We start from the raw sequence: 22,625 nt of genomic DNA on the forward strand, positions 1-22,625 counted from the left end.
TGGCCTGCTCCATAGCATCACGGAGAGACGACCATGAAGCAGTATGCCGGAATCGATGTCTCGTTGGAATACTCGAGTGTGTGCGTGGTGGATGCGGATGGCCGCATCGTGCGCGAGGCAAAGGTCCACAGTGAACCCGATGCGCTGATCGCCTGGTTTGGCGAGCAGGGCGCGGCGATGGAACGAATTGGTCTTGAGGCTGGCCCCTTGTCGCAATGGCTTTACGCGGAAATGGCGAAGGCGGATCTGGCGGTCGAACTGATCGAGACGCGCCACGTGCGGGCGGCCTTCAAGACGATGCCCGTGAAGACCGACAAGAAGGACGCACGGGGTATTGCGCAGTTAATGCGGCTTGGCTGGTTCAGGCCGGTCCACTGCAAATCTCTTCCGGCCCAGGAGGTGCGAGCGCTGCTGACCGCACGCAAGCTCATCCAGGGAAAACTTCACGACATCGAGATGAGCCTCCGGGGCATTCTGCGCGGTTTCGGCCTCAAGGTAGGGCCGACCACGCGGCGCACCTATGCGGCACGGATCCGCGAGCTGATTGAAGGTCATCCGACCTTGGAGGCGATCACCGTTTCACTGTTGAAGGTGCGCGACGCGCTTATGGACGAATTTGCAGGTTTTGAACGAAAGCTGCGTGTCATGGCCCGTCAGGACGATAATGCACGTCGGCTGATGACGACGCCCGGCGTTGGCGTGCTGGTGGCGCTGACATTCGTGTCGGCTGTTGACGCGCCTGAGCGCTTCCGATCATCACGAGCGGTGGGGCCGCATTTCGGATTGACGCCCAAGAAGTATCAATCGGGCGAAACCGATTATAGCGGCCGCATCTCGAAGATCGGTGATGCGGGCGTACGAACCGCGCTCTACGAGGCGGCCAATGTCATCCTGACGCGCCCCGTGAAGGGTTCGGATCTCAAAAGCTGGGCGCTGGCGGTTGCAAGACGTGCGGGACCCAGAAAGGCGCGTGTTGCGCTGGCCCGTAAGCTGGCGGTGGTGTTGCACCACATGCTCAGGGATAAAACCAACTTCATTCCCCACAAGGCGGCGTCAGCCATGACCGCCTGAGCAGGAAGCGAGACAACAAGACAAGGTTTCGGGCGGGCACCACCATCAGCCCACCGGAGCAAGGTCCCTTCGCCGGGACGATGGAGCGGATAGGCCGATGAACCGCAAGCAGCACTGAGGTGACTGCGCGTCCTTAGATTGGCCAGCCGGTCCTCAGCAGACCCCATAAAGCAGCGACCCCGGCGTCGACTGCGGACAGAAGCAAGCACTCGGCGAGGGATTAAGCTCAAAAGGGATTGACTCGGGACAGCCCGTTACAGAAGCGGTTCACACGGAGAATGTCTGGCAAGCCACGCGATCCCTGCGCGCTTCCCCATGCCGTCAGCAACACTTCGCGAAATGTTCTGCGATGGGTAACGGTAGAGAATGTCAGCCAGCGGATTGGCAGGCGGGCGACAGCAACGCCATAAAGCAAAATCGGACTCAGTCCATATTGCTTAGCGTCCGCGAGCTTAATGGGATCACGCGCAGCCACAATGCCATGCTGAGGGTGGTGGAACAGAAACTTGGCAGTTGAGACGCAAAAGTGATGTTCGCGGTTTGGCTGTTGCGCCTGATTGTCCATGGGTGCTCTCAAAATACTGAAACCAATATAGACCATGGTACAATTTCGGCGCAAAGGTCCAAAGAATTTCCCTGCTTTGAACAGCGCTTGTTTGCAATACCTTGGCAGCACGCCCCGAGCAAAATACACCGGATCGGGGTTGCCGTCGCTTGCGCTGACGCTTTGCATATTGTGCACGCATTCCCGTCTGAACCGAGCGCAGCCGTCTGGCTGCACTGATATTTTTTTACGATCTTTACGGTCGGCGTAGGCTCTGAGAGTCGGATTCGAAAAGCGTTCAACGATATCCATACCTTGCTAGCCGTCTGGTGATGAGACGAATGTGGGCGATCATGATCCACGCTTCGGCTGATGCGATCGAGCGTTCGACGTCTTTGGCCAATCTGCGGCATCTGCCAAGCCAGGCGAAGGTCCGTTCGACCACCCATCGACGCGGCAGAACCTCGAAGCCTTTCGCCTTGTCTGAGCGCTTGATGATCTCGATCGTCCAGCGCCCGATCTTTTTCAGTCGCCGCTTCAACTTATCGCCCGCATAGCCACCATCGGCGAAGACATGCAGTAACCATGGCCACCTGTGGCGGATGGATTTCAGGAGATCGGGAGCACCGTCGCGATCCTGGATGTCGGCGCTGTGCACCATGAGACCGACCATCAGGCCGAGCGTATCGACGATGATATGGCGCTTGCGGCCTTTGGTCTTCTTGCCCGCGTCATAGCCCCGGATGCCGCCGCTTTCGGTGGTTTTGACGCTCTGGCTATCGATCACACCGGCCGTCGGGCTTGCCTCCTTGCCCTCAACTCGCGCGTTTCCATCACGAGACGATGGTTGATGCGTGGCCAAAGTCCCAACGCTCTCCATTCATAGAAATAGCGCTGGACGGTCGAGCAGGGTGGAAAATCCTTCGGCAGCATCCGCCATTGGCAACCAGTTGTGGCGATGTAAAGCAGGGCATTCACCACCTCTCGCAAATCCGTGGTCCGCGGGCGGCCCAAGCGGCGCGGCATTGGCAGGAAAGGCTGAACCAGACCCCATTCCCGATCCGTCATATCGCTTGCGTAGCGTGCCGTTCGCCGGGCATATTGCCGGCGGGTGATTTTGGTCCAGGCCATCGTGTTCTCCATCGAATCTCGCAAATCCGAAGGAATCATAACCTGCTGAAATCACCCACCTCTTTTTGAGGCAGCCTCTGAGAGATCGCCGATGCAGCCGTGAATGAACTGCGCGTGTCTGAGCAGGCGTCGTTGCATTGAGGTCTCACCATATTGCGAAAATTCGGCAGACCGGCCAATTCGTCTTCTTTGATAACGATGTTCGATTAATGTCGCTCGGGAGACGTGACGGCCAGTGCATCATTCGGTACGGTGTCCGGCATCTTGATCGTCAGGCACAGGTTTATGGAGATCCATGCCATGCAAAGTTACTCGCTAGTTGAAGATGAAGATCATACCTACGCCGTCGTCGACGCTCGTTCCTTCGAAACAGTTGTGCGATCCGGTATCATACTTGAGCATCTGTCTCCGCAAGTAGCTGAAGGAATCATCCCGGTGCTTGAGGCGCTGGATCGCCACAGGGAAATGCCCAAGTGATCCACAGGGCAGGGCCGATCGGGCTTTGTTTTCCACCGCAATTGGCGAGACAATGGCGAGTCGTGGATATCCATCGCCAGATCTCGGTATATTCGAGGCCCATGGTGTTTGTCCTAGGGATGAGCACGGACAAGCATTATAGCAGGGCCGGCCAAGAGCGTCAGACCAATCAAGAGCGAAACAACGAACTTCAATATCTTGATACGCCGTGTTCTGGCGCCGTTCCAATCATATGCCACGTAGAACCTCGCGCGCGAAACAAAAAGGTCTGGGCTACAGATAATGGTTGCAAGCGGGACCGGCCAAGAGAAATCGACTTGGCCTTTCGTTGTAAGGCCAAGCGAAAAGACAAGGCAACGCCCGAATTTAAAGGCCGGAAAACAACCGAGCCAGCTTCAGGCTTGCCGTAATCCCCATTCCCTTTCGAATTCGTCCGTAAAATCGTTCGGCGGCTCCTTCATCGTTCGGGCGGGGGACTTTGGATCAGCGCTGATAGTCACTGGCGAGAGCTCTTTTGCCGACCTTTTGCCGTCTTCAATCTCAAGAGTATAGGAAATGGGTACGCCTGGAGTCAGATGAGGCAGCTTCGCCTTTATAGCTTCACTGAGATGCACGAAAATATCCGGGCCACCATCGTCAGTTTTATAAAGCCGTACTTCTTGTTCGCGTCAAACCATTTGACTTTCCTTGCCATAACCTTCCCCATGTTGGCTTTATTGGTTGGAGTGCGAGCGCTATCGCAGCTAACCTCTTGAAGCAATTCTTCGGGCATCGAGGTTGCTCGCGGCGTTCAGGCGATACTGTATGTCTTTTCCCGCCTTGAAAAAGGGAACCCACTTCTCCTCGACGAATATCGATGTGTTCGTCTTTGGGTTTCTGCCTGATTTCGACAAGCGATGGCGGACACTGAACGCGCCGAACCCTCTTAGCTCAACCCTGTCGCCACGCATCAGCGCTTCAGCCATTTCCTCGAGGATCGCATCAACGATCCTTTCCGCATCCTTCAAATGCAGAAAGGGTCTGCGATGAGCGACAATTTCGATAAGTTCGGATTTGATCATGTTCCAATCTCATGTACGGAAAACTTGACGTTCGTTAAAACAGGCAACCTAGCCGGTACCGGGCGGAACTGCGAAGCGGCACGGCACTTTGTCGAAAGTCCCTCTTGCGTGAGAATTTTGCAAGAGACGAAGCACCGTCATGGGCAGATATGCTTACTTGCTGCGAGCCTTGCAGGCGGATTTTCCCTACTGTGGCTATCGAGCGAGTGTGGGCAGACATCAGCCTGCACGTAGGCCCAGCCGTCCTCGCCAGAGCTTCCAGATGACCCACGATATGCACGCAGTCAGAAATGATGTGAACATATTAGCCTGACTGTCGTGACGAGTGCGCGGCGGAAGAAGCGCCATCGGTCATCGCGCTGAACATGTGGGCTGCGAGTGCCGTTGTACTGGAGTTTATCGCCCGTGCTTTTCCATTCCGTCATGATGGGACGGCAGCCATAGCAAGGAGTGTTTTCATGCTCGTGCGGCGAGGACCGCTGATCATGTCCCAGGACGTGGTGTAGCTTAGACGACCACGGCTCATCCCAGAGGGTCGGATGAGTATCAGCTTGCTGCTGGCAGGCTGATGAGCGGATCATCGCTCATTGTGGCGATTGTCTCAAGTGTCATGTAGCGGGATCGCTGGACGGCCCATTCATCGTTCTGTTCGAGCAGCAGCGCACCGACCAGGCGCACGATGGCGTCGTCGTTGGGGAAAATGCCGACGACCTCTGTGCGCCGCTTGATCTCACCGTTCAATCGCTCAATGGGGTTGGTCGAGTGAAGTTTGGCCCAATGCTGCTTGGGAAAGGTCATGTAGGCGAGCACGTCTTGCTCGGCACTGTCCATGAGACTGGCGAGCTTCGGTACCTTTGGCCTGATCTGGTCGGCGACGTTGCGCCACTGAGTGCTTGCGGCCTCCGGCGTGTCCTGAGCGAAGGCCGTTGCAATGAACGCGGAGACAACCCGGCGTCCGCTCTTTCCAGCATGGGCCAAGGCATTGCGCATAAAGTGCACCCTGCAGCGCTGCCAGGTGGCGGAAAGCACTTTCGATACTGCGGCCTTGATGCCCTCATGGGCATCGGAGACGACGAGCTTGACGCCGCGCAGCCCCCGCCTGATCAGCTTTCGAAGAAACTCGGTCCAGATCGCCTCGGCCTCGGACGTGCCGATCTCCATGCCGAGCACTTCGCGTCGGCCATCGGTGTTGACGCCGACGGCGATGATTACGGCGACGGAGACAATACGACCACCGCGCCGAACCTTGAGGTAGGTCGCATCGATCCACAGGTAGGGCCATTCTCCTTCGATGGGCCTGTCGAGGAAGGCCTTCACCTTCTCATCGATCTCCTCGCAGAGCCGGGACACCTGACTTTTGGAGATGCCCGACATGCCCATGGCCTTGACGAGGTCATCAACAGAGCGGGTCGAAACACCCTGGATATAAGCCTCCTGGATGACCGCCGTCAGAGCCTTCTCGGCCATGCGGCGCGGCTCCAGGAAGCTCGGGAAGTAGCTGCCGGTGCGAAGCTTGGGAATGCGCAGCTCGACGGTGCCCGCCCGTGTCTCCCAATCCCGGTCGCGATAGCCGTTACGCTGGGCCAGCCGGAAGCCATTCTTCTCGCCATAGGCCGCGCCGGTCTTCGTGCCGACCTCCAGCGCCATCAGCTTCTCGGCAGCAAAGCCGATCATCTCCCGCAGCAAATCGGCATCAGCGCTCTTCTCAACGAGTGAGCGCAGGTTCATCATGTCGTCGGTCATCGGTGGTGTCCCTCAGGTTGGCTCTAAGCAACCCGACCCTACCGGAAATCACCGATGGCTATGAAATCAAGCTACACCACTCCATGGGACACGATCGGACCGCTTCGCAGAGGAGAGTTTTGAAAAATGGCGCGCCGGCTGTTGGCGTGATTTGTCGCGCTACGCCAAGGACAGGAGTGAAACTGCCCGCGAAGACCCTCAAAACGCCTTCCACCATCCATTGCTTAGATCATTGCGATCCAACCAATCAATTTTACCGATCTTTCGGAGATGCTTATTAGAGGTCGAAACTGAAAATCAAGGCGCCGAATTGCCGGAGCATGAGAGTAAATATGAAGATAAATCGGATAGTTGGGATCGATGTGGCTCGTTCATGTGCGATTTTCCTGGCTATGGGAAGTCACGTCTTGGCGGTGTCCAAATTGGCAGACGTTTTTAAGGGAGCCTATGTTGATGGTCTTAAATTAATGATGGCGCTTGCAACGCCAACGTTCATTGTTCTTTTCGGAACGATGCTTGAAGTCGTATACAGACCACGATTTGATACCGACAAGCGCAGTATATCGATCGCTCGTCTGTGGTCGCGGGCCATTCAATGCTGGCTGTTATACAGTCTTTCCGTCGTCGTTCTTTTTTTCGCGAAGTCGGAATACTCGTTCTTCTTTTCCCTATCGACGATCTTCATGCTGGGGGTGACCCCATTCACTGACATTCTGAAGTTTTACGCAATCGCACTGACTGTGGCTCCCGCCCTTTTATGGACGCGCAATCGCCTGGGCCTAGTTCCGCTTCTGATCCTGGCCGTCGCCATTCACATTCTTCATCCGGTCTTGCGCGGGCTGCCAAGCCCCGTAGTATTTGGCTTGCCAACGGAAGTGGACCGTCTCGCGATGTTCCTGTTCGGAATAGGGGGAGCCAAGCTCGGTGGCCCCTCCGTCCTGCATGGCATGACGCTTGTCATATCCGGAATGGCCCTCGGGAAAATTCTGATGGGCTCGGCTTCGGGTGTGGCCGCAGGGATGACTCGGCGCGCTTGGCTTGTGCTCCTTGGCACCGGACTGTCGCTCATCGCGGGCGCGTGGATACTCGATAGCGAAACGAAGAGAGGCCTTGGGAACATGGCCATGCGACTGGACAGCCATCCGCTTTACTTCGCCGCCGGCATTCTCGGTGCTTTTGCCGTTACGGCCGCCGCTGTCCTGCTTACCCTGCGCCAGTCGATTGCGCCGACCGCGCTGTGGAGATCGCTAACGTTCTTCGGTCGCACGAGCCTCTTCACCTTCGCCTTTGGCAACATGCTGCTCTATTGCGTGCCATTTGAACCAACCACCATAACCCAGTCGGCTCTGCTCACAGTGCTCCTGATGGCGGCGATTACGTTGCTGAGCTTCTGTTTCGACAGAGCATCGCAGCAGGACGGCCGGATGGCGAAGACCGTTTCCGGCGTCCAAACCTCCATCCACCGACTGGCGACGATGTTGTCAGACCAAGGATTGCGTTTGATTGCCAGATGAGGAGCGGAGATGATCAGGGTCGCCGGAACCTACGATGATTCCGTTAAGGAGGCTGCAGGGGTCGCCGAGGCCAATGAGTGGATTATCGTCTCCGACACGTCGTGGCGATGCCCGAATGCTACGAGCCGTCGCTGTCGCCTGGCGGATACTGGCGCGTGTTGCCGACGCATTCATGACGGTGGATGAGGACGACGCTGTCGCGACAATGAAGCGTCTGGCCAATCCAATTGTCGGAGACCCCGCGGTAGTGCGGGCGAAGGCGGCGGCGTGGGCCTTGCGGGGCTCATCAGCGCTCTGCGGATCCGGAAGCCAAGAAAGCTTCGCCTCGATCAGGATCGCCCCGGCGCCCAAGAGACCGGCGCCCTTTGCAGCCCAATCCCGCGACGAGCCGGCGCCCTAGCGTTCTCCTGCAACGATCACCGTATCCAGTCCGCCTTTTGATATCGTTGGCCTACCTCCCATAACGGGCCTACCTCGCCTTAAGCGCTATGGATCGTGTGGCGCGCGGATCGGCCGTCGATGAGGAGGTTGGCCGCCATTCCGTTGTGGGAAAGTCCTTTGACCATCGCTTTCCAGCTTCCGCGTCGGGTGGCATAGACGTTCAGGGTCGTCTGCAGGATTGCCCTCGACGATCAAATGCCTGCCCGCTTCGCTGCCGGCGGATATCTGGCCTGCCGGCGATATGTGGTCGGTTGTCATATCATCGCCGAGGACAAGCAGTGGATGGGCGACGAAGTTGCCGAGACGGTCTGATCGCCGAGGCTGTCGATCATGGCGAGCGAAACTGGCGAATTGCTTCTTGGTTTGTCGTCACTGATACGCGTCTTGCTCGCGCCATGAGCGGCCCGCTTGCTCAAAGGTCAAATAGCTTCGTCCGAGGAAGAGACATGCGCGAAATAGCCTGAAATGGCTATTTGAGGTCAATCAATTTTTCATTAGAAGCTGACAGGGGGCCAGTTGTTTGCCGTCACTCCAAGCGCGCGACAAAACAGTGAATTTGGTGGAGCAAGTTGACCGAAATTCTGACGCTTAAGCTCGAGGCGACGTCGCTCACAACCAGTGAGGTCTCCGAATGGCTTAACGGTGAAAAGCACGACAATTTCTATCGGCCTCTCAGTAGCGATAGCCGCGGTCTTTTCTCATTCGGTGTCCATGGCGCCGGCGAGATGGTGGGCTGGACGGGATCGACTTCAACGGACCGCGCCTTTTCCGTCACGATCGAGAATGATGGCTTCATGTTCTTTGTCGAGCATGGAACCTGCTATGACCTGGCAACAGGCGGCATAAGTCATGCTATCACGCCCTGCACGGGACTGCTGACGACGGCCGACCGCTATTCCGCGGTGAACATTCACGCAGGCTCTGTTGCGGAGGGATTCTGCATCCCAAGGAGCGCAGTAAACGCCGCTCTGATCAGCACCTTCGAACGCCTGCCACCTGTCGATTTCGAATTCGCTCCCCTGCAGGACCTGACAGCGGGACCGACGCCACCTCTTTTAAAACTCATGCGTTTCTTCCGAGATGAGATCTGCGCCGATCAAAACCTAGAGGTTTCTCCCCTTGCCCTGACGAGCTTCCAAGAGATGTTCTGTCTGCTGATGGTGCAGAATCTGCCTCACACGTTTTCGCAGACGAAATCGCCGGTGCAGACCATTGCGCCTCGCCAGCTTCGAAGAGCGCTGGAGTTTGCCAGAGCACATATCGCAATGCCTATCACGATTGCGGACATGGCAGCGGCAGCGGGCGTCAGCGTGCGGGCACTTCAGATCAATTTTCGACGTTTTTTGAACGTCACTCCAATGGCTTATCTGAGGCAGCTCCGCCTTGATGGCGCACGTCGCGATCTTTTAACTGCCACGCCATCTGCGACGGTCAGTGAAATCGCGCGTCGCTGGGGGTTTATACAGATGGGCCGCTTCTCTCAGGAGTATCGTGCGGCTTTCGGCGTCCTGCCGAAATACGATCTAGGGCGCAGCTATGATAAGAATCGGACTACGGCGTTATAAAGCGCATGTTGACACCCGTTCCATGTCGACGCGTGTTCGCGGATTGATAATGGACAGATCGAGGGCGATGGATCTGCCAGCTAGAGAAACTGAGCTCTCTGGGCAATTGCACCTGCTATTTCGCTCGGGCTGAATTCCCACGCAGGTACCCTTCGTTCCAAGAGCGCTTTCCGACCCCCCATGGTCGGGGCGAACATACATAACGCGATCACTGTCAAGCCGAGAGCGCCATCGTCGCTCGTCGATGGCCGAGAGCTTGTCATTGCTTAGGAAAGTTGTGAGCCAGATGTAACGGGTAGCATAGTTGCCCGGCGCCATCGCATCGGGCCGAACCCGTTATTCACCTGGCGCACATCACCAGATCTAGAAACAAAATTTCTCACAAATGTCATTGCCTGGAAACATTCAGACGTCCCCGGCCGCCGGCAATAATCTAGGATATCGAGGCTCTTTCAGAGCGGCAGCTCTCAGATCGCTTTAGTCAATTCTGACATATAAGAGATTCGTTACGGAGCCTGATTGCCGATGTATCAACCTGAATGTTATCGTCAATAACGCTCTGATCCCGGAATTCTCCAATATGTCGGACAGCACGTTGCCTGTGATGGCAAGGGCATATTCGATGTTGGTCAAGGCGCAGGAACGGGATTCTCTGATGGCCTTATACGGCTATGCCCGTCGGACTGAAGCCAAGCTTCATGTAGCCTCTATTGATTGCCAGCTTCACTACGATATGTCCGATCCGTTCAATGAAACATATATGCGTTCGATTTTCGACCTTGGCACGCGGGAAATGTTGTCAGACGCGTTATGGAAAGACGAGCCCCTGTTTACGGTCGCCGCGTCTCCATACGGCGGTCAACTGCTGGCAGTAATCCTCCCATCCATCCGAGAGCCAGGCTACTATTCCCCCGGAGGTAATGCGGTACTCCCCAAAGCCTCGAGCGCTCTATTCGCTTGGCGCAGGCCGCTCGGCAATGTCGAAGACTGCGGCGTTGTCCTGGATTTCCCTTAGACCCTTGTAGGAGGCGTGACGAAGGCTGCCGTCATGTGTCCAGCCGCGGAACTCGATTTCGGCAATAATTGTCGGCTGAGCAAAGACGAGATTCTTGCCCTTCAGCGGCACGACCGGCCTGGCTGTCTTCAGCTTATCGAGGGTCTTGCGCAGGTATTCGGCATCTTTCGTGTTGAAGCCGGTTCCGACCGAGCCGACATAGGCCCAATCATAACCTTTCCGCGCGGCGAGCAGCAGGCTACCGATGCCGCCGCGTGCCGAGGACGACTGTTCATAGCCGACGACCATGAAGCTCTCGCTTTGGATGCACTTGATCTTCTGCCAATCGCCGGTGCGCCCGGAGCGATATGGCCGGTCGCGGTGCTTGGCGATAATGCCCTCAAGCCCTGCCCGGCATGCGTGCTCCAGCAGGACCTCGCCGTCCAAGGCCATCTCCTGCGACAGGCGAACGGCGCCGTCGCTCGTCGGTGAAATGAGATCCTCCAGCAGATGCCGCCGCACCGAAAGCTCGGTGCCAGTCAAGTCGTGGCCGTCAAGATAGAGAAGGTCGAACGCATATAGGATCGCTTCGTCTGACGCCTTTTTGCCGCCGCGGCCACCAAGCGAGCGCTGCAATGCCCCGAAGTCGGAGCGGCCTTGATTGTCAAGCACGACGGCTTCGCCGTCGAGAATGGCGCTGTTGACCCCGAGTGCACGCGCCGCATCGACAATTGCCGGAAAGCGGTGCGTCCAGTCGTGGCCTCCGCGAGTGATGACCTTCACATCCTTCCGATGGATGTGGAGCGCCAGACGGTAGCCGTCCCATTTCACCTCGAACAGCCAGTCGGCTCCCTTCGGTGGTGTCGGCTTCAAAAGCGCCAGGCACGGCTCGATGCGCTCGGGCATCGGATCGAAGGGCAGGCTTGGCTGGGCGGGATCGCGCTTTCGCACCTGGCGTGACTGAAGGGTCGAGCCGGATTCGTCGAGCAGCGGCATCGAGGCTTTGCGTCTTGTCGTCATCTCGTCGATTGCTTCCCTGAACCCCGTTCGTTCTCGATGGACTTGCGCAACGCATCCATGATGTTGATGACATTGCCCGTCAAAGCTTCAGCCTTCTTCTTCGGCATGGCTTTGGACGGTTTCTTCAATTGCTTCTTCTTTGTGTTGATAATGTCAAGCAGCGTCTCCTGCATCGGATCGGCGACCATCTTCGGGCTCCAGCGCTGAGTCTGTTTCTTGATGAGCTGTTGCACGAGCGGCATCAGTTCCGCTTCTGGCTCTTCATCATCGATTGCGGCAAAATAGTTTTCCCCATCCCGCACCTCATCACCATAGCGCAGCGTCCAGAGCACGATACCCTTGCCGCATGGCTCGGGCATGACGGCGCGTTCCCGCCGCGAAGGCACCAGCCTCGATATGCCGACCATGTTCTCTGCGCCCATGGGGTCTGGCAAGACTTTGAACGCTGCCGGTCCAGGGGAGGGTGAATGTGCGACCGTTGGCCCTTTGCGGATATACTTGAATGACGACCAGCGGCAGCAATTGTCGGAGCCGAAATCGGCCCCAACATGATGGGAAACGGGAGCGTTGATCCCCTATTGTGTACATTTTTCGGCGCGACACTTGTTCTATAAAGGGACGACAAAAGCGTTTCGACGCGAGTCGGTATCGTCTTGTCAGACCGTTGGTCAGTTTGAAGGTCGACGTGTTCCAGCCAACCGCGCAATGGCGATCCGTTCGCGGCGCAGCGGACGGACAGAATCGCTCCCAAAGCTGGGCGCAATCGGGTGACGTGCTTTGCGGCAGAACTCGCCAAACTCGTGAATTTCGCATCAAGAATATGTAATCGCATCACAAATTTGAAAGTCGAGACGTCTGGTTGCCCCTATCATGCCCTTTTGCGACCTTAAGGGAGCCGGCATGAGTGATATCACAGACTTCGAATCTAGTTTCACGCGGCAAAGGCCGTCGCCATCGGATGCGAGGATCCATCCCGTCGATCGCCACGTCGGACAACAGATCCGCATTCTCCGAATTCAAGCCAATTTATCGCAGAACGAGTTGGGCAAGGGCGTCGGCGTCAGCTTTCAACAGATGCAAAAATACGAAAGCGGCAAAAACCGCGTCAGTGCTTCGATGCTCTATGAAATAGGAAGTTGCCTGCATGTGCCAGTGGCGCGGTTTTTCGAAGGCCTGCCGGAGCCGGGCAGCGGAGTTCCCCACCAAGAAGCCGCGGAGATTGACGAACGTATCGCATACCTGTCGACGGCTGACGGTCGCCGACTGATTGAAGGCATTTTGCGTCTGTCGCCCCGAATCAGGAACCGGGTTCTTTCGATTGTCGGTATTCTCGCCGAGGAACAGGAACAGGCCGGCGAGCAGACGGCCGAAGCGTGACAATGTGAGCAAAGATAGATTTTCTCTGTATAGCTCTTTTGCCCGCCGCTGCCGCATCTCTCTACCCGCGGCAGGACACCCCGGCTTAGTATTCCTCGGCCAGCATGATCGCGAGGACACGGACGATTTGCATCGCGTCGGTCGGATCTTCGGAGCCATGCATCATATCGCTGACGTAGTAGTTGATTTTCCAGAACACCTCGTGTCCATCAGCCAGCATCGCCCCCAAAATCGTACTTGTCATGGGGATCGTTGTCGGGCGTGAAGCTGTTAAAGTCCTGCACGGCGTCGGCAATGCGGGACCGGGTGGGATCGGGAAGCCTGCGGATACCTTGCGTTACGAGCACCTTGCCGGTAGCCAGCTCGAGCGGAGAAGGTCGTTCCGGCTCTGGATTCGTGGCGTGCGGTTGATCGTCATAGCTTTTGCTTTCGTTGGTTGATTGCGCCGATGGTACATTCCGCACGAATGCGAATGGAGAGGCCTGTCCTGCCCAACACGGATCGGAGCGGGCCCGGCATGGATGGCAACACGAGGTTTGCTTAGGAAGGCCGCCACTCATGGCAGCCGGTCAACCCGAAAGCCTATGCCGAAGCTCCTCCCAGATCGCTATAAGCCCATCCTTGTTTGCCATTGACCGACGGCAGCGCGCGCATGTCGCCGCTTGCCGCGCGTTTAGGCCTGCGCACACTGGCATTCCCCCGCAGCGTCATTGCGGTAGCGGCTGGTGGAGGTCTGATAGTACTGGGCGCGGAGGGCCGCCATTGCCTCGATTAGCGGTCCCCACGGCGCCGGAAAGCATTCTTCCGCCATCACCCGGTGCAGCATGCGCGTATGGCCGGCCAACTCGTCGTTGAGGAACTCTACCACAGGCATAGCCGGGTAGCGCTGCGACAGCAGGATCGCCGCGTTGTCGGCCTCGCCGCCCGACCTGTCCTTCTCGCGTCCATGCAGATCGTTCTGCAGGCGCCCTATCGCGGAAATGAGCCGTAGGACCTGGCGGAACGCCGGACGCGCGCGCAACGTCGCCATGTCCAGCCCCCAGAGCAATGACATGCAACAGAACACGTTCGCGTAGGCGATCGAATCGACGCCGTTGTGCAGGTATTCGGTGTAGGACCAGCGTTCCGCCCCTTGCGCCTGCGCGCGTCCGGCGCGCAGAGCCGCGCAGTAGTACCGGGTATCGTCGAGAAGCTGAGCATAGTCACGACAATCGTAGGCGAGCGCGGCCAGCGAACCCCGCAGCGTAGCGCAGCCCTCGAATCCAGGGAGCGCGCACGGCACATCCTGTCCCAGCGCCCGCTCCACCGCGGCGAGCTGCTCTGGCGTGATCAGGCCAAGGTCGTTACAATCGTCGAGCCAGAACAGCAGCGCCAGTTCGCGATAGAACGCCACAATCAGGGTTTCGTCCTGCGGATCGCGGCCCGTGCGAACGCTAATGTCTCGCAGGCTCGGGTCGATGCACTGCAGGATGTACTTGCCGCCCCTGACCGCTTCGACGGCATGCTCGTCGGCGAACCCGGTCAGGGAACGACCCCACTCCAGCACCTGCTGCAGCGCGCCTTCGGTCTGGATCATGGCGCTGCTCCTGCTTCCTCGGCAGCGCGCCGCCCCCAACTGAGCGCCAACCATAATCCGGCGAGTTCGGCCACGCGCACGACCCGGGTCGGGCAATACAGTTCCTTGCCGATCCACAGCGGCGTCTGCGGCAATCTATGCGCCGCATGGCGGGCGAGCATCCATTCCAGCGCACGCGCCACCACCTGAGCGATGCGCGCGCGCCCTATGGGTTCTTCCCTCCCATCCATCACATGTAACGCAAACAGCGCATAGGCGGTTTCCTCGAATGTGGACGCACGACCGGCGCCCCAGCCGCCGTCGTCGCGCTGCGCCTGCAGCAGCGCCGCCAGCGCGCGCTCGTCGCGCCACTGTTGCTTGCCTTGCGCCAGCGCAGCGAGCGCATGTGCGGTGGGATACAGCCATGAAACGTGCCATTTTTCGTTGTCCCACAGTCCGTGCGGGTTGCGAGTGGCCTCGACGTAGGCGCTGGTGCCGGCGGCGCGCTTTCCCAACAGTCGCAACGCATGCAGGGCATGGATGTTGGTCGACACCGAGGCATTGCGCTCGCCGGGGAAGGTGACGAACAGCCCCCCAGTTTCGAACTGGCGCAACGCGTCGACTGCCGGGTCGCGGCCCGCAAGGCGCAGGACGCACAACACAACGGCGGTGTCGTCCGCGTCGGCGGCGAAGTGCAAGGCCGGCCCAAGACCGCGTACGCCCAGGTGGGCTTCAAGCTGCGCAACGATTTCGCGCACCGCGTCTGCGAGCGCGGGATGCGCGAACAGCCCCGCCAGATGCAGGGTGTACAACGACCAGCATGGCTCAAACACATTGATCGGCCAGACATTGGGAACGACACCTTCGATGCCGCTGCGCGTCGCCCGCGATGCCGCTTGCAGATACGCGTCCGCGCGCCCGACCTGCGGCGTACTCCCCTGTACTACGGCGTGCGCACGCCACGCGGCGGTGGCCGCCGGGCTGATGCCGATGCTGCCGTACTCATCCGGGCATGCGGTGGTTGGCGACGTCCCCCAGGCTTCCCAGGTGTGCAGCAACGGATGGCCGCTCGGCAACATTGCCATCGCCCCCAGCTTGACCAGGCACTCTTGCCGCAACGGCAACAGCGCCGAGTAGCGCGGAAACGCCACGCCGCCCGGCAAGGATGGGGCCTCGCCGCAAAGCTGCGGCAGGATCAGCTCCGCACCGATCGGCGCATCTTCCGGCACCGCATGCGCATAGGGATCGGGCTGGCGCCGGAGGAACCGGGTTGCAGCCTGGACTGCGTCGGCAGCACCGGGAAGAAGATTGGCACGCTGCAATGCCAGCAAAGCCGCCCACGTGGGCGCATGGCGGAACAGCGGGAAGTCCGCGCTTCCCCATCCGCCATCAGGCTGTTGCTGCGCGATGAGCCACGCATATGCGTCCTGCCAACCGGCGACGTTGCCGCGGAACTGCAGAGCTCGCGCCGTGTCGTAGACGGACGGACCGACGCCGCCGCCATCGCTCATCTCGCTCAGCAGGTGGCGCAATTCGGAAAGGATCTGTTCGGACAGCGCGTTCACGCGGGATGTTCCTTCTGCAGACGGTTGACAAAAACCAGAATCGGGCAGTCGCCGCGTGCGCGCCGCGGCAGTGCTAGGCAACCGCTGCGATCGGCGACGCGGACTCGGAAACCGCACAGCATGCACCGCTGCTGCCACCGATCGCAGCGGCACAGGGGCGGTTCCACGCGGGCGGGCGCGCTCATGCGCATGGCGCGTGCGTGAACAGATATGCGTTGGCCCGCTGCAGGATCTGCGCCAACCGTTCCGCACGCGGCCCCAGCGGGGCGATGGCATCCTCCGCGTCGCGCAACAGATCCGCGACGAACTGGCGCGCTGCCTTTAGCCCCATGATCGACGCGCAGGTCGGCTTCTGCGCCGCCGCGTCCTTGCCGGGCGTCTTGCCAAGGGTCGCTTTATCCGCTGTCGCGTCGACAATGTCGTCGACCACCTGCAACGCCAGGCCGAAACAGGCGCTGTAGCGATCGAGCGCACAGTACAGCTCAGCGTTCGCGGCATCCTCCGCGATGGCGCATAGTGCGCCCATGCGAACGGACGCGCGCACTAGCGCTCCGGTCTTCATGCGGTGCATCGCCAAGATCCTGCCCAGCTCAACGTGCTTTCCAACCAGCGACAGATCTATGGCCTGCCCGCCTGCGGCACCCTCGGCGGACACTGCCTGCGCCAGTTCGCGCACGAGCGCGATACGGTTGTCGCCCGGGGCATCAAGGCTCGCCAGGGTCAGGAAGGCGTGCGCCTGCAGTGCATCCCCGACCAGGATCGCAGTTGCTTCGCCGAACTTGACGTGCACGGTCGGAAGGCCGCGGCGAAGCACGTCGTCGTCCATTGCGGGCAGGTCGTCGTGGACCAGGGTACAGGCGTGCATCATCTCGATGGCGGCGCCGACGACGTCGAGCATGTGCGCCGGGGTGTCGGCCAGTTCGCCGGCAGCCAGACAGAGCAAGGCGCGGGTGCGCTTCCCGCCATGCAAGGTAGCGTAGCGCATCGCCGCCATCAGCTCGGTCTCACCGTCGTCCTCGGGGCAGAGAAGACGCGTCAGCGCCTGTTCGACCCGCTTTGCGCCGTCCTGCATCCAGATCTCCGGCAGCAGCCTGCCGGATGCGCCGGGCGCCTGCGCGCCCAATCCGCCGAGCGCGGAAATGCCAGTTTGGTCATCGTGTAGCGTGGAACCGGTCTGCATGTTGTCAATGTCCTTGTTCCTGACAGGAGAGGGCCACGGCGAGCGGCGAACCGCCTTAGCGTTGCCGGCGTCGCTGCCACGCCACGCGGAGCTTGCGACGCCAGCTCATGAGAATCCGATGCGGATTTTCATGGAGGGCTGTGCTGTCGGGTAATAGCGCCGGCCTTTTTCAGCGTCGCTCAGCAACCGCGGCCGCACCCCGGCCTTGTGCATGGTCAGTGCCAAGGCGATGCCGAACTGCACCAGTTCCAGCCATACCAGGTGGTAGCCGATGCAGACGTGTGGGCCGCTGCCGAACTGCAGCATGTCCACCGGCCGGATCGGCCCCGTGCGTTGTAGCCACCGCGCCAGGCGGAACTGATCAGGCGCCTCGTGCAGCAGCGGTGAGGTCGAGAAATGCAGCAGCGGGATGCCCAGACTGGTGCCCGCAGGAATGCGCCGCTGGCCGAGTTGTAATTCCTGCGTCGCGCGACGCGGTAAGAGCGAGGACGCCGGATGCATGCGCAGCGTCTCGCGAAACAGCGCCTCGGCGACCGGGCACTGCGACAGGTCCGCGTGCCGGGTCGGCACCGCGCCCACGCGTTGCGCCTCCTCGACGAGGGAGTCCCACAGCTCAGGCTGCCGCGCCAGCTCGATCACCATCCAGGCCATCGTTGAGGCGGTGGTCTCGTGACCGGCAAGCAGCAGCAAGCGAACGTTGGCGACCAGGACGTCATCGGAGAGCGCGCCTTCGCTGCGATCGAACGCGCTCACCATGTCGTTGATCAACCCGGTGCGCGCGGCATGCGCGCGCGCGCCGCGGATGAACTGGCGCGACTGCGCGTCGATCCAGTCGCGGGCGGCGCGGCCGCGCCGAAAGGGCGTTCCGGGCAGGTCGATCGGCGGCGCGAGCATCAACTGCAGCAGTTGCCGGTACTTGCGATGCCACTCCGGCAGGTCTTGGGCGGGGATGCCCATGAGATAAAAGGTGAGCTTCAGCATCAAGTCGCCGGTCTCGGGCAGGATAGTTACTTCACCGCGCTCGCGCCATGCCTGCACCCGGGCCCGGATGACGGGCTCGAATAGCTCGCCAATGCCGGCCTCGGTCAGGCCCCTCGGCAGGAATGCCGACTTGATCCCATCGCGCGCCTGCCGATGCGCGCTACCGTTCAGAGTGACCAACGTTCCGCCAAGGATTTCGGGTGCAATCTCTTCAATCAGTGCCGAGGACACGTCCTTGTGCCGGAGCAACGCAAACGCATCCGGATCCAGGCACGTCATCAGTTGTCCGGCAGGGCCAAAATCCAGCCAGAAATGGCTGCCCAGCGTCCGTTCCGCGCGCCGCAGCAGGCGCGGCAGGTCACAAACGATGGCGGGAAGATGCCCGACCAGGGGGAAAGCGCCGGGCATGACCGGGATGTCGTCCCGCAGCCGGTGCCGACGGTTCAGCGGGTTGAGCAGCATGTCTATTACCTCTCTGGCGCCGCGGCCGCTTCGGCGGTGTCACTGGTCGGCCGCGCGGCACGGCTGTTGCCACCATCGGCGTATGTCGGCACATGCGTCAGCATGCCGCCGTCGATGCACACGACTTGGCCGGTGATGAACGCAGCATCGTCGGAGAGCAGGAAAGCCACCAGCGCGGCCACGTCCTCGGGGCGGCCGACGTGCCGCAGGAGCTGGTGCCGGCGCAGATGCCGTTGCATGCACTCGTCCAACTTGTCGAGGAGACGTTCGGTCATGATAAGACCCGGCGCAACCGCGTTGCAGCGGATCTGCGCGTGACCATATTGGGTGGCGAGCGAGGCCGACAGCATATTCATCGCGGCCTTCGACGCGGCGTAGGAGGTCAGCGCGGTGTCACCGCTGAGCCCCTGGCACGAGGACATGTTGACGATCGCGCCACCGCCACGGGCGATCATGCGCGGAATGGCCTGGCGGCAGCAGAGCAGCGTGCCGCGCAGATTAGTCGCCATCGTTTCATCCCAAACCGCCAGGTCCAGATCGAGGATCGCGCGGTCGCATGGGGTCAGATGCATGGCGCTCGCGTTGTTCACCAGCAGATCGACCCCACCGAAGTGCCGCTCCGCCGCCTCAAATAGCGCGGCCACAGCCTGCGCATCGGCGATGTCCATGGCCAAGGCCAGCGCGTGGCCAGCTTCGGCCGCGATCTGCGCCGTGCACGCGGTGGCCGCTGAGCCGTCAATGTCGGCCACGACCACCCTGCCGCCCTCGCGCGCAATGGCGAGGGCGCATGACTTCCCGATGCCGGCGCCGGCGCCGGTCACCACGGCCACCTTGCCCTCAAACCGTCCCATCGTGTCCTCCTGGATTGCATTGGTCTTTCGTGGCATGTCGCTCGGCCTCTGCCAGAGAAGGCGTAGGGTCGGCCCGGGCTGGCTCGCCATCCCCAGCGGCGCTTTCGACGACCCAAATGGCGGCAACTGGGCACTGGCTGGCAGCGAGCCGCACGGCGGCGTGCAGCGCTTGGGGGACCGTCACCACGCACACTTCGGCCACGCCGTCCAGTTCGCGCTGGCGAAAGACGCCCGGCAGGGTTAGCACACACTGCCCAGTGGTTCCGCAAAGATCCTGGTCGACCACGACGCGCATCTCAGCGCCCCGCCTGCGCATGCAGCCGCACGGGCAGGGCGCGGAATGTCCTAAGGAACGCGGATGGCTCCAGGGTCGGCTGATCGGCGAGTACGAGCGTAGGGAAGCGCGCCTCGATCCGCGGCAGGCTCTCGGCTAATTGCACCCGGGCCAGTTGCGCCCCGAGGCAGAAGTGGATGCCGTGGCCGAAGCTCAGCATGATCTTCCCGTCAATCGACATGCCAGGACTGGTGCCGTAGAACCGTACGGGGTCGAAGCGGTCGGGATCGGCAAAGGCGTCCGGGTCACGATTGCCGGCGGCGATCAGCACGCGCACGTCCGCGTTCTTCGGGATTACCACGCCGCCCAGTTCGATGTCGCGCTGTGCGATTCGCGGAATGGAGCTGAACATGGCGGGTGCGTTGCAGCGCAAGACTTCTTCGACGAATGCCTCGACCCCCTTGGCATCTCCCTGCAGCCAGTGCCGCTGTTCGGGATGCGCCAGCATCGCCAGGACCGCATGGTCAATGGTCGCAGCAGTGGTGGCGAAGCCACCCAGCAGCATGCCCCATAGCATGCTGATCAACTCCACATCCGACAGCATATCGGCATCATCGCCGTGTGCGCCGACCAGCATCGACACGACGTCCTGGCGGGGATCGGTGCGCCTGCGCTGTATGAGGTCGCCGAAGTAGGCCTTAACTTTGGCGCTGGCTGCGTCCGCCTCGGCGAGCTGGGGATCGCTGGCGTGCGGGCTCAGGCCTTCCAGGATGGCGCCGATGTTGGCGGCGAGCCCGAACATGTCCTCCTGGGGTATGCCGAACAGTTCGGCAAAGACCAGCATTGGCAAGGCAAGCGCGAATTCGCGATGCAGGTCCACTGCCTCCCCGCGCTCAAGCGCGTGCGCCATGCCGTCCAGGCGCGCTGCGACGATGTGCACTATGCTCGGCCGCAGGTTGTCGATCTCGCGCATCGTGAAATCGCGGGAGATCAGCCGGCGCAGACGCGTATGCGTCGGTGGATCCTTCATCGCTAAAGTGGACGCCAGCAGATTGAGCGACAGGCTGGTTGCCGCACGCGGGAAATAGCGCGCCAGTTCGCCCGGCGCCGGTCCCCGAAACGCATCGCCCGTGGCCTTGAGTGCCCAGTAGATGTCGGCGTGGCGGCTCAACAGAAAGAGGCCTGACGCTGCCCGGTGCACCGGATCGTGCTCGCGCAACCACCGCATGAACGGATATGGGTCGTGGATGCACGCCGGCGACGCGAGTTCGGCGAAGGCGTCCCGGCATACCGCGGTTGTTTCTTTCACGTCCATCTTGGTTACCTGTTGGTTGCTGATCTGGCCGGCGCGCCAGGCGCGCCGGCCATGCGGAGAAGATCACGATCCCCAGCGGCTTCCACGCATCACCAGAACACCGGAAACTCCTCGAACCCGCCGGTGATGATCTCCTTGCGCAACTTCAGTTTTTCGGGCGCCACGGCGAGGCGCAGCGCGGGAAAGCGCTGAAAGATCGAACCGAACACCGCCTTGAGTTCCAGCCTGGCTAGCGCAACGCCGATGCAATAGTGCGGCCCGTAGGAGAACGCCAAGTGGGGCTTTCCTTCGCGTCCGATGTCGAAGATTTCCGGGTCCTCGAAATGGCGCGGATCGAACGCCGTCGCCGGCAGGCCGACCAGCACCTTGCTCTCCGCGGGAATACGCACGCCCGCTATGGTCACGTCGGTTCTCGGGTAGCGCATGACGCCGTCCCAGCCCGCGCCCGGGGGGTACATACGCAGGATTTCCTCCACTGTCTTGTCCACAAGGGATGGATCGCCGACCAGGCGTTCGCGCTGTTGCGGATGACGGAACATCGCCAGCAGGCCGAATTCGATCTGCGCGACGGTGCTCTCGTGCCCCGCCACCAGCATGCCCGCCGCCAGGCCGATCGCCTCTTCCTCGGTCGCTTTGCCCTGATCGACCGCCGCGAGCAGATCCGTCAGCAGGTTGTCGCCGGGGTCCTCGCGCTTGTCCCGCATCTTGCCGCGAATGTAGGCGCGCAGCTCTTCCCAGGCCAGGCGCGACGCGCTGCGCGGGCCGCTTTCATGCTGGTGCGTCATCACCTCGTCGGACAGCCCGGCGAAAAAGGCGTGATCCTCATAGAGCACGCCCATCAGCGCGCTAATGACAATGGCCGGAAGCGGAAAGGAGAGGTGGAGCCGCAGGTCGGCGGGCTGGGGCTGGGCCGCCAGCGTCTCAAACAACTGCGCGGCGATCGCCTCGACCTTCTGCGCGAGCAGCTCCATATTGCGGTCGCTGAAGGCCCGTCCCACGATCGTGCGTAACCGCGCATGCTCGTCCCCCTCGTGCGAGACCAGCCACCCCGGCGAACCGAGAATCACTGAATCCGGGGTAAATGCCGCCGGCGGCATCCCCGCGGGCCGGAATGCAGTGTCGGAGAGCACCGCCTTGGCCTCGTCGTAGCCTGTCACCCACCAGCCTTCGTGCCCGGACGGGAAGCGCACGCGATGGATCGGACCGTTGGCGCTTAGCGTTAGCATCTCGGGCGAGGGCTCGATGTGATTGAGGCGCCACATCGGCAGCGTCGGCAAGGGTTGTTCGGACATGGTGGCAGTTCACTCTCTAAGCGATGGAAAGGGCGGAAGGTGACTGGCAGGCGACGGGCAGCGAACGACGGAAGACGGCATGGAGGCGATGTCCTCCACCGCGATTGTCAGCGCCAGGTCCTCCAGCGGCACGAACGGCGCGGGGAAGGTGCATCATAATTCTAGGCGCGCCGGCGCAGCGCCCAGGCGGAATTCCGACGCTTCGCCGAGCG

Annotated in this window: 20 protein-coding genes and 2 pseudogenes; 6 read left to right on the forward strand and 16 right to left on the reverse strand. The window is 60.8% G+C overall.

What is annotated here, in order from left to right:
• Nucleotides 1-33 precede the first annotated feature (33 nt).
• A complete protein-coding gene (locus tag RTCIAT899_RS19920) occupies nucleotides 34-1,071 on the forward strand; it encodes an IS110 family RNA-guided transposase (protein WP_004119987.1) in 1,038 nt (345 codons plus the stop codon).
• A gap of 226 nt (nucleotides 1,072-1,297) precedes the next feature.
• Here RTCIAT899_RS19920 and RTCIAT899_RS33170 read toward each other — a convergent pair whose 3' ends face one another.
• On the reverse strand, nucleotides 1,298-1,927 hold the full coding sequence (locus RTCIAT899_RS33170; RefSeq protein WP_135488308.1) for a hypothetical protein: 630 nt from the start codon (nucleotides 1,925-1,927) through the stop codon (nucleotides 1,298-1,300).
• Nucleotides 1,914-2,746 (reverse strand): IS5-like element ISRtr4 family transposase gene (locus RTCIAT899_RS19925; protein ID WP_240535457.1). Its coding sequence is split into 2 segments (ribosomal slippage): nucleotides 1,914-2,434 and nucleotides 2,434-2,746, totalling 834 coding nucleotides; the frame shifts between segments, so codons are not numbered across the junction. The genes RTCIAT899_RS33170 and RTCIAT899_RS19925 overlap by 14 nt, the downstream gene beginning before the upstream one ends.
• Nucleotides 2,747-2,971: 225 nt before the next feature.
• Here RTCIAT899_RS19925 and RTCIAT899_RS19930 point away from each other — a divergent pair.
• Complete coding sequence (locus RTCIAT899_RS19930) at nucleotides 2,972-3,223, forward strand: hypothetical protein (RefSeq protein WP_120764172.1); 252 nt, start codon at nucleotides 2,972-2,974, stop codon at nucleotides 3,221-3,223.
• A gap of 743 nt (nucleotides 3,224-3,966) precedes the next feature.
• On the opposite strand, the gene RTCIAT899_RS19940 is transcribed toward RTCIAT899_RS19930, so the two are convergent.
• Nucleotides 3,967-4,284 carry an integration host factor subunit beta gene (locus tag RTCIAT899_RS19940; RefSeq protein ID WP_004119995.1) on the reverse strand — a complete coding sequence of 106 codons (318 nt, stop codon included), beginning with the start codon at nucleotides 4,282-4,284 and terminating at the stop codon, nucleotides 3,967-3,969.
• Nucleotides 4,285-4,830: 546 nt separating this feature from the next.
• Nucleotides 4,831-6,027 carry an IS256 family transposase gene (locus RTCIAT899_RS19945; protein ID WP_004110519.1) on the reverse strand — a complete coding sequence of 399 codons (1,197 nt, stop codon included), beginning with the start codon at nucleotides 6,025-6,027 and terminating at the stop codon, nucleotides 4,831-4,833.
• A 332-nt stretch (nucleotides 6,028-6,359) separates the two neighbouring features.
• Between RTCIAT899_RS19945 and RTCIAT899_RS34595 the strand changes: the two genes are divergently transcribed.
• The 3 genes and pseudogenes from RTCIAT899_RS34595 to RTCIAT899_RS19960 all read left to right on the forward strand — a co-directional run bounded on the left by RTCIAT899_RS34595 (nucleotide 6,360) and on the right by RTCIAT899_RS19960 (nucleotide 9,547).
• Entirely contained in the window at nucleotides 6,360-7,541 is a 1,182-nt protein-coding gene (locus tag RTCIAT899_RS34595) for a DUF418 domain-containing protein (protein ID WP_004120006.1), read from the forward strand.
• Between the two features lie 98 nt (nucleotides 7,542-7,639).
• Nucleotides 7,640-7,982: pseudogene (locus RTCIAT899_RS34600) on the forward strand (hypothetical protein); the annotation flags it as partial.
• Between the two features lie 569 nt (nucleotides 7,983-8,551).
• Nucleotides 8,552-9,547, forward strand: a complete 996-nt coding sequence (locus RTCIAT899_RS19960) for a helix-turn-helix transcriptional regulator (protein WP_004120008.1) — start codon at nucleotides 8,552-8,554, stop codon at nucleotides 9,545-9,547.
• A gap of 949 nt (nucleotides 9,548-10,496) precedes the next feature.
• Here RTCIAT899_RS19960 and ligD read toward each other — a convergent pair.
• Both ligD and RTCIAT899_RS19975 read right to left on the reverse strand, forming a co-directional pair.
• Nucleotides 10,497-11,561, reverse strand: coding sequence for a non-homologous end-joining DNA ligase (gene ligD / locus RTCIAT899_RS19970; RefSeq protein ID WP_004120011.1), 1,065 nt, complete (start codon nucleotides 11,559-11,561; stop codon nucleotides 10,497-10,499).
• A pseudogene (locus RTCIAT899_RS19975) lies at nucleotides 11,558-12,016 on the reverse strand (Ku protein); the annotation flags it as partial. The gene ligD and the pseudogene RTCIAT899_RS19975, both read right to left, overlap by 4 nt.
• A gap of 445 nt (nucleotides 12,017-12,461) precedes the next feature.
• Between RTCIAT899_RS19975 and RTCIAT899_RS19980 the strand changes: the two are divergent.
• Nucleotides 12,462-12,938, forward strand: coding sequence for a helix-turn-helix domain-containing protein (locus RTCIAT899_RS19980; RefSeq protein WP_028755177.1), 477 nt, complete (start codon nucleotides 12,462-12,464; stop codon nucleotides 12,936-12,938).
• Between the two features lie 85 nt (nucleotides 12,939-13,023).
• Here RTCIAT899_RS19980 and RTCIAT899_RS34130 read toward each other — a convergent pair whose 3' ends face one another.
• From RTCIAT899_RS34130 to RTCIAT899_RS20025, 10 genes are all read right to left on the reverse strand, one after another.
• The gene (locus tag RTCIAT899_RS34130; protein WP_015341978.1) at nucleotides 13,024-13,182 is read right to left on the reverse strand and encodes a DUF3768 domain-containing protein; all 159 of its coding nucleotides are present in this window, start codon (nucleotides 13,180-13,182) and stop codon (nucleotides 13,024-13,026) included.
• Nucleotides 13,148-13,498: a DUF3768 domain-containing protein gene (locus RTCIAT899_RS34605; RefSeq protein WP_120764175.1), complete on the reverse strand. Its 351-nt coding sequence runs from the start codon at nucleotides 13,496-13,498 to the stop codon at nucleotides 13,148-13,150. Before RTCIAT899_RS34605 ends, RTCIAT899_RS34130 begins: the two co-directional genes overlap by 35 nt.
• A gap of 113 nt (nucleotides 13,499-13,611) precedes the next feature.
• Nucleotides 13,612-14,514 (reverse strand): terpene synthase family protein, encoded by a 903-nt coding sequence (locus RTCIAT899_RS19990; protein ID WP_004120017.1) that lies wholly within the window; start codon nucleotides 14,512-14,514, stop codon nucleotides 13,612-13,614.
• On the reverse strand, nucleotides 14,511-16,058 hold the full coding sequence (locus RTCIAT899_RS19995; protein ID WP_004120019.1) for a hypothetical protein: 1,548 nt from the start codon (nucleotides 16,056-16,058) through the stop codon (nucleotides 14,511-14,513). The genes RTCIAT899_RS19990 and RTCIAT899_RS19995 overlap by 4 nt, the downstream gene beginning before the upstream one ends.
• Before the next feature lie 181 nt (nucleotides 16,059-16,239).
• Complete coding sequence (locus RTCIAT899_RS20000) at nucleotides 16,240-17,238, reverse strand: polyprenyl synthetase family protein (protein WP_004120020.1); 999 nt, start codon at nucleotides 17,236-17,238, stop codon at nucleotides 16,240-16,242.
• A 105-nt stretch (nucleotides 17,239-17,343) separates the two neighbouring features.
• Complete coding sequence (locus tag RTCIAT899_RS20005; RefSeq protein ID WP_028755176.1) at nucleotides 17,344-18,687, reverse strand: cytochrome P450; 1,344 nt, start codon at nucleotides 18,685-18,687, stop codon at nucleotides 17,344-17,346.
• On the reverse strand, nucleotides 18,687-19,532 hold the full coding sequence (locus RTCIAT899_RS20010) for an SDR family oxidoreductase (RefSeq protein WP_004120024.1): 846 nt from the start codon (nucleotides 19,530-19,532) through the stop codon (nucleotides 18,687-18,689). Before RTCIAT899_RS20010 ends, RTCIAT899_RS20005 begins: the two co-directional genes overlap by 1 nt.
• Entirely contained in the window at nucleotides 19,519-19,827 is a 309-nt protein-coding gene (locus tag RTCIAT899_RS20015; protein ID WP_004120026.1) for a ferredoxin, read from the reverse strand. The genes RTCIAT899_RS20010 and RTCIAT899_RS20015 overlap by 14 nt, the downstream gene beginning before the upstream one ends.
• 1 nt (nucleotide 19,828) lies before the next feature.
• Nucleotides 19,829-21,121 (reverse strand): cytochrome P450, encoded by a 1,293-nt coding sequence (locus RTCIAT899_RS20020; RefSeq protein ID WP_004120028.1) that lies wholly within the window; start codon nucleotides 21,119-21,121, stop codon nucleotides 19,829-19,831.
• An 89-nt stretch (nucleotides 21,122-21,210) separates the two neighbouring features.
• Nucleotides 21,211-22,413: a cytochrome P450 gene (locus RTCIAT899_RS20025; protein ID WP_004120030.1), complete on the reverse strand. Its 1,203-nt coding sequence runs from the start codon at nucleotides 22,411-22,413 to the stop codon at nucleotides 21,211-21,213.
• Nucleotides 22,414-22,625: the final 212 nt, after the last annotated feature.

This window comes from Rhizobium tropici CIAT 899 (genome assembly GCF_000330885.1).
Classification (GTDB): domain Bacteria; phylum Pseudomonadota; class Alphaproteobacteria; order Rhizobiales; family Rhizobiaceae; genus Rhizobium; species Rhizobium tropici.

What these genes read in the sequence shown, in the direction of transcription:
- RTCIAT899_RS19940 (WP_004119995.1), bottom strand. Translation starts at nt 4,284, where the DNA reads ATGATCAAATCCGAACTTATCGAAATTGTCGCTCATCGCAGACCCTTT.
- RTCIAT899_RS34130 (WP_015341978.1), bottom strand. Translation starts at nt 13,182, where the DNA reads ATGACAAGTACGATTTTGGGGGCGATGCTGGCTGATGGACACGAGGTG.
- RTCIAT899_RS20025 (WP_004120030.1), bottom strand. Translation starts at nt 22,413, where the DNA reads ATGTCCGAACAACCCTTGCCGACGCTGCCGATGTGGCGCCTCAATCAC.
- RTCIAT899_RS19920 (WP_004119987.1), top strand. Translation starts at nt 34, where the DNA reads ATGAAGCAGTATGCCGGAATCGATGTCTCGTTGGAATACTCGAGTGTG.
- RTCIAT899_RS20000 (WP_004120020.1), bottom strand. Translation starts at nt 17,238, where the DNA reads ATGCAGACCGGTTCCACGCTACACGATGACCAAACTGGCATTTCCGCG.
- RTCIAT899_RS20020 (WP_004120028.1), bottom strand. Translation starts at nt 21,121, where the DNA reads ATGGACGTGAAAGAAACAACCGCGGTATGCCGGGACGCCTTCGCCGAA.
- RTCIAT899_RS20010 (WP_004120024.1), bottom strand. Translation starts at nt 19,532, where the DNA reads ATGGGACGGTTTGAGGGCAAGGTGGCCGTGGTGACCGGCGCCGGCGCC.
- RTCIAT899_RS19945 (WP_004110519.1), bottom strand. Translation starts at nt 6,027, where the DNA reads ATGACCGACGACATGATGAACCTGCGCTCACTCGTTGAGAAGAGCGCT.
- RTCIAT899_RS20015 (WP_004120026.1), bottom strand. Translation starts at nt 19,827, where the DNA reads ATGCGCGTCGTGGTCGACCAGGATCTTTGCGGAACCACTGGGCAGTGT.
- RTCIAT899_RS34595 (WP_004120006.1), top strand. Translation starts at nt 6,360, where the DNA reads ATGAAGATAAATCGGATAGTTGGGATCGATGTGGCTCGTTCATGTGCG.
- ligD (WP_004120011.1), bottom strand. Translation starts at nt 11,561, where the DNA reads ATGACGACAAGACGCAAAGCCTCGATGCCGCTGCTCGACGAATCCGGC.
- RTCIAT899_RS33170 (WP_135488308.1), bottom strand. Translation starts at nt 1,927, where the DNA reads ATGGATATCGTTGAACGCTTTTCGAATCCGACTCTCAGAGCCTACGCC.
- RTCIAT899_RS19990 (WP_004120017.1), bottom strand. Translation starts at nt 14,514, where the DNA reads ATGATCCAGACCGAAGGCGCGCTGCAGCAGGTGCTGGAGTGGGGTCGT.
- RTCIAT899_RS19980 (WP_028755177.1), top strand. Translation starts at nt 12,462, where the DNA reads ATGAGTGATATCACAGACTTCGAATCTAGTTTCACGCGGCAAAGGCCG.
- RTCIAT899_RS34605 (WP_120764175.1), bottom strand. Translation starts at nt 13,498, where the DNA reads ATGAGTGGCGGCCTTCCTAAGCAAACCTCGTGTTGCCATCCATGCCGG.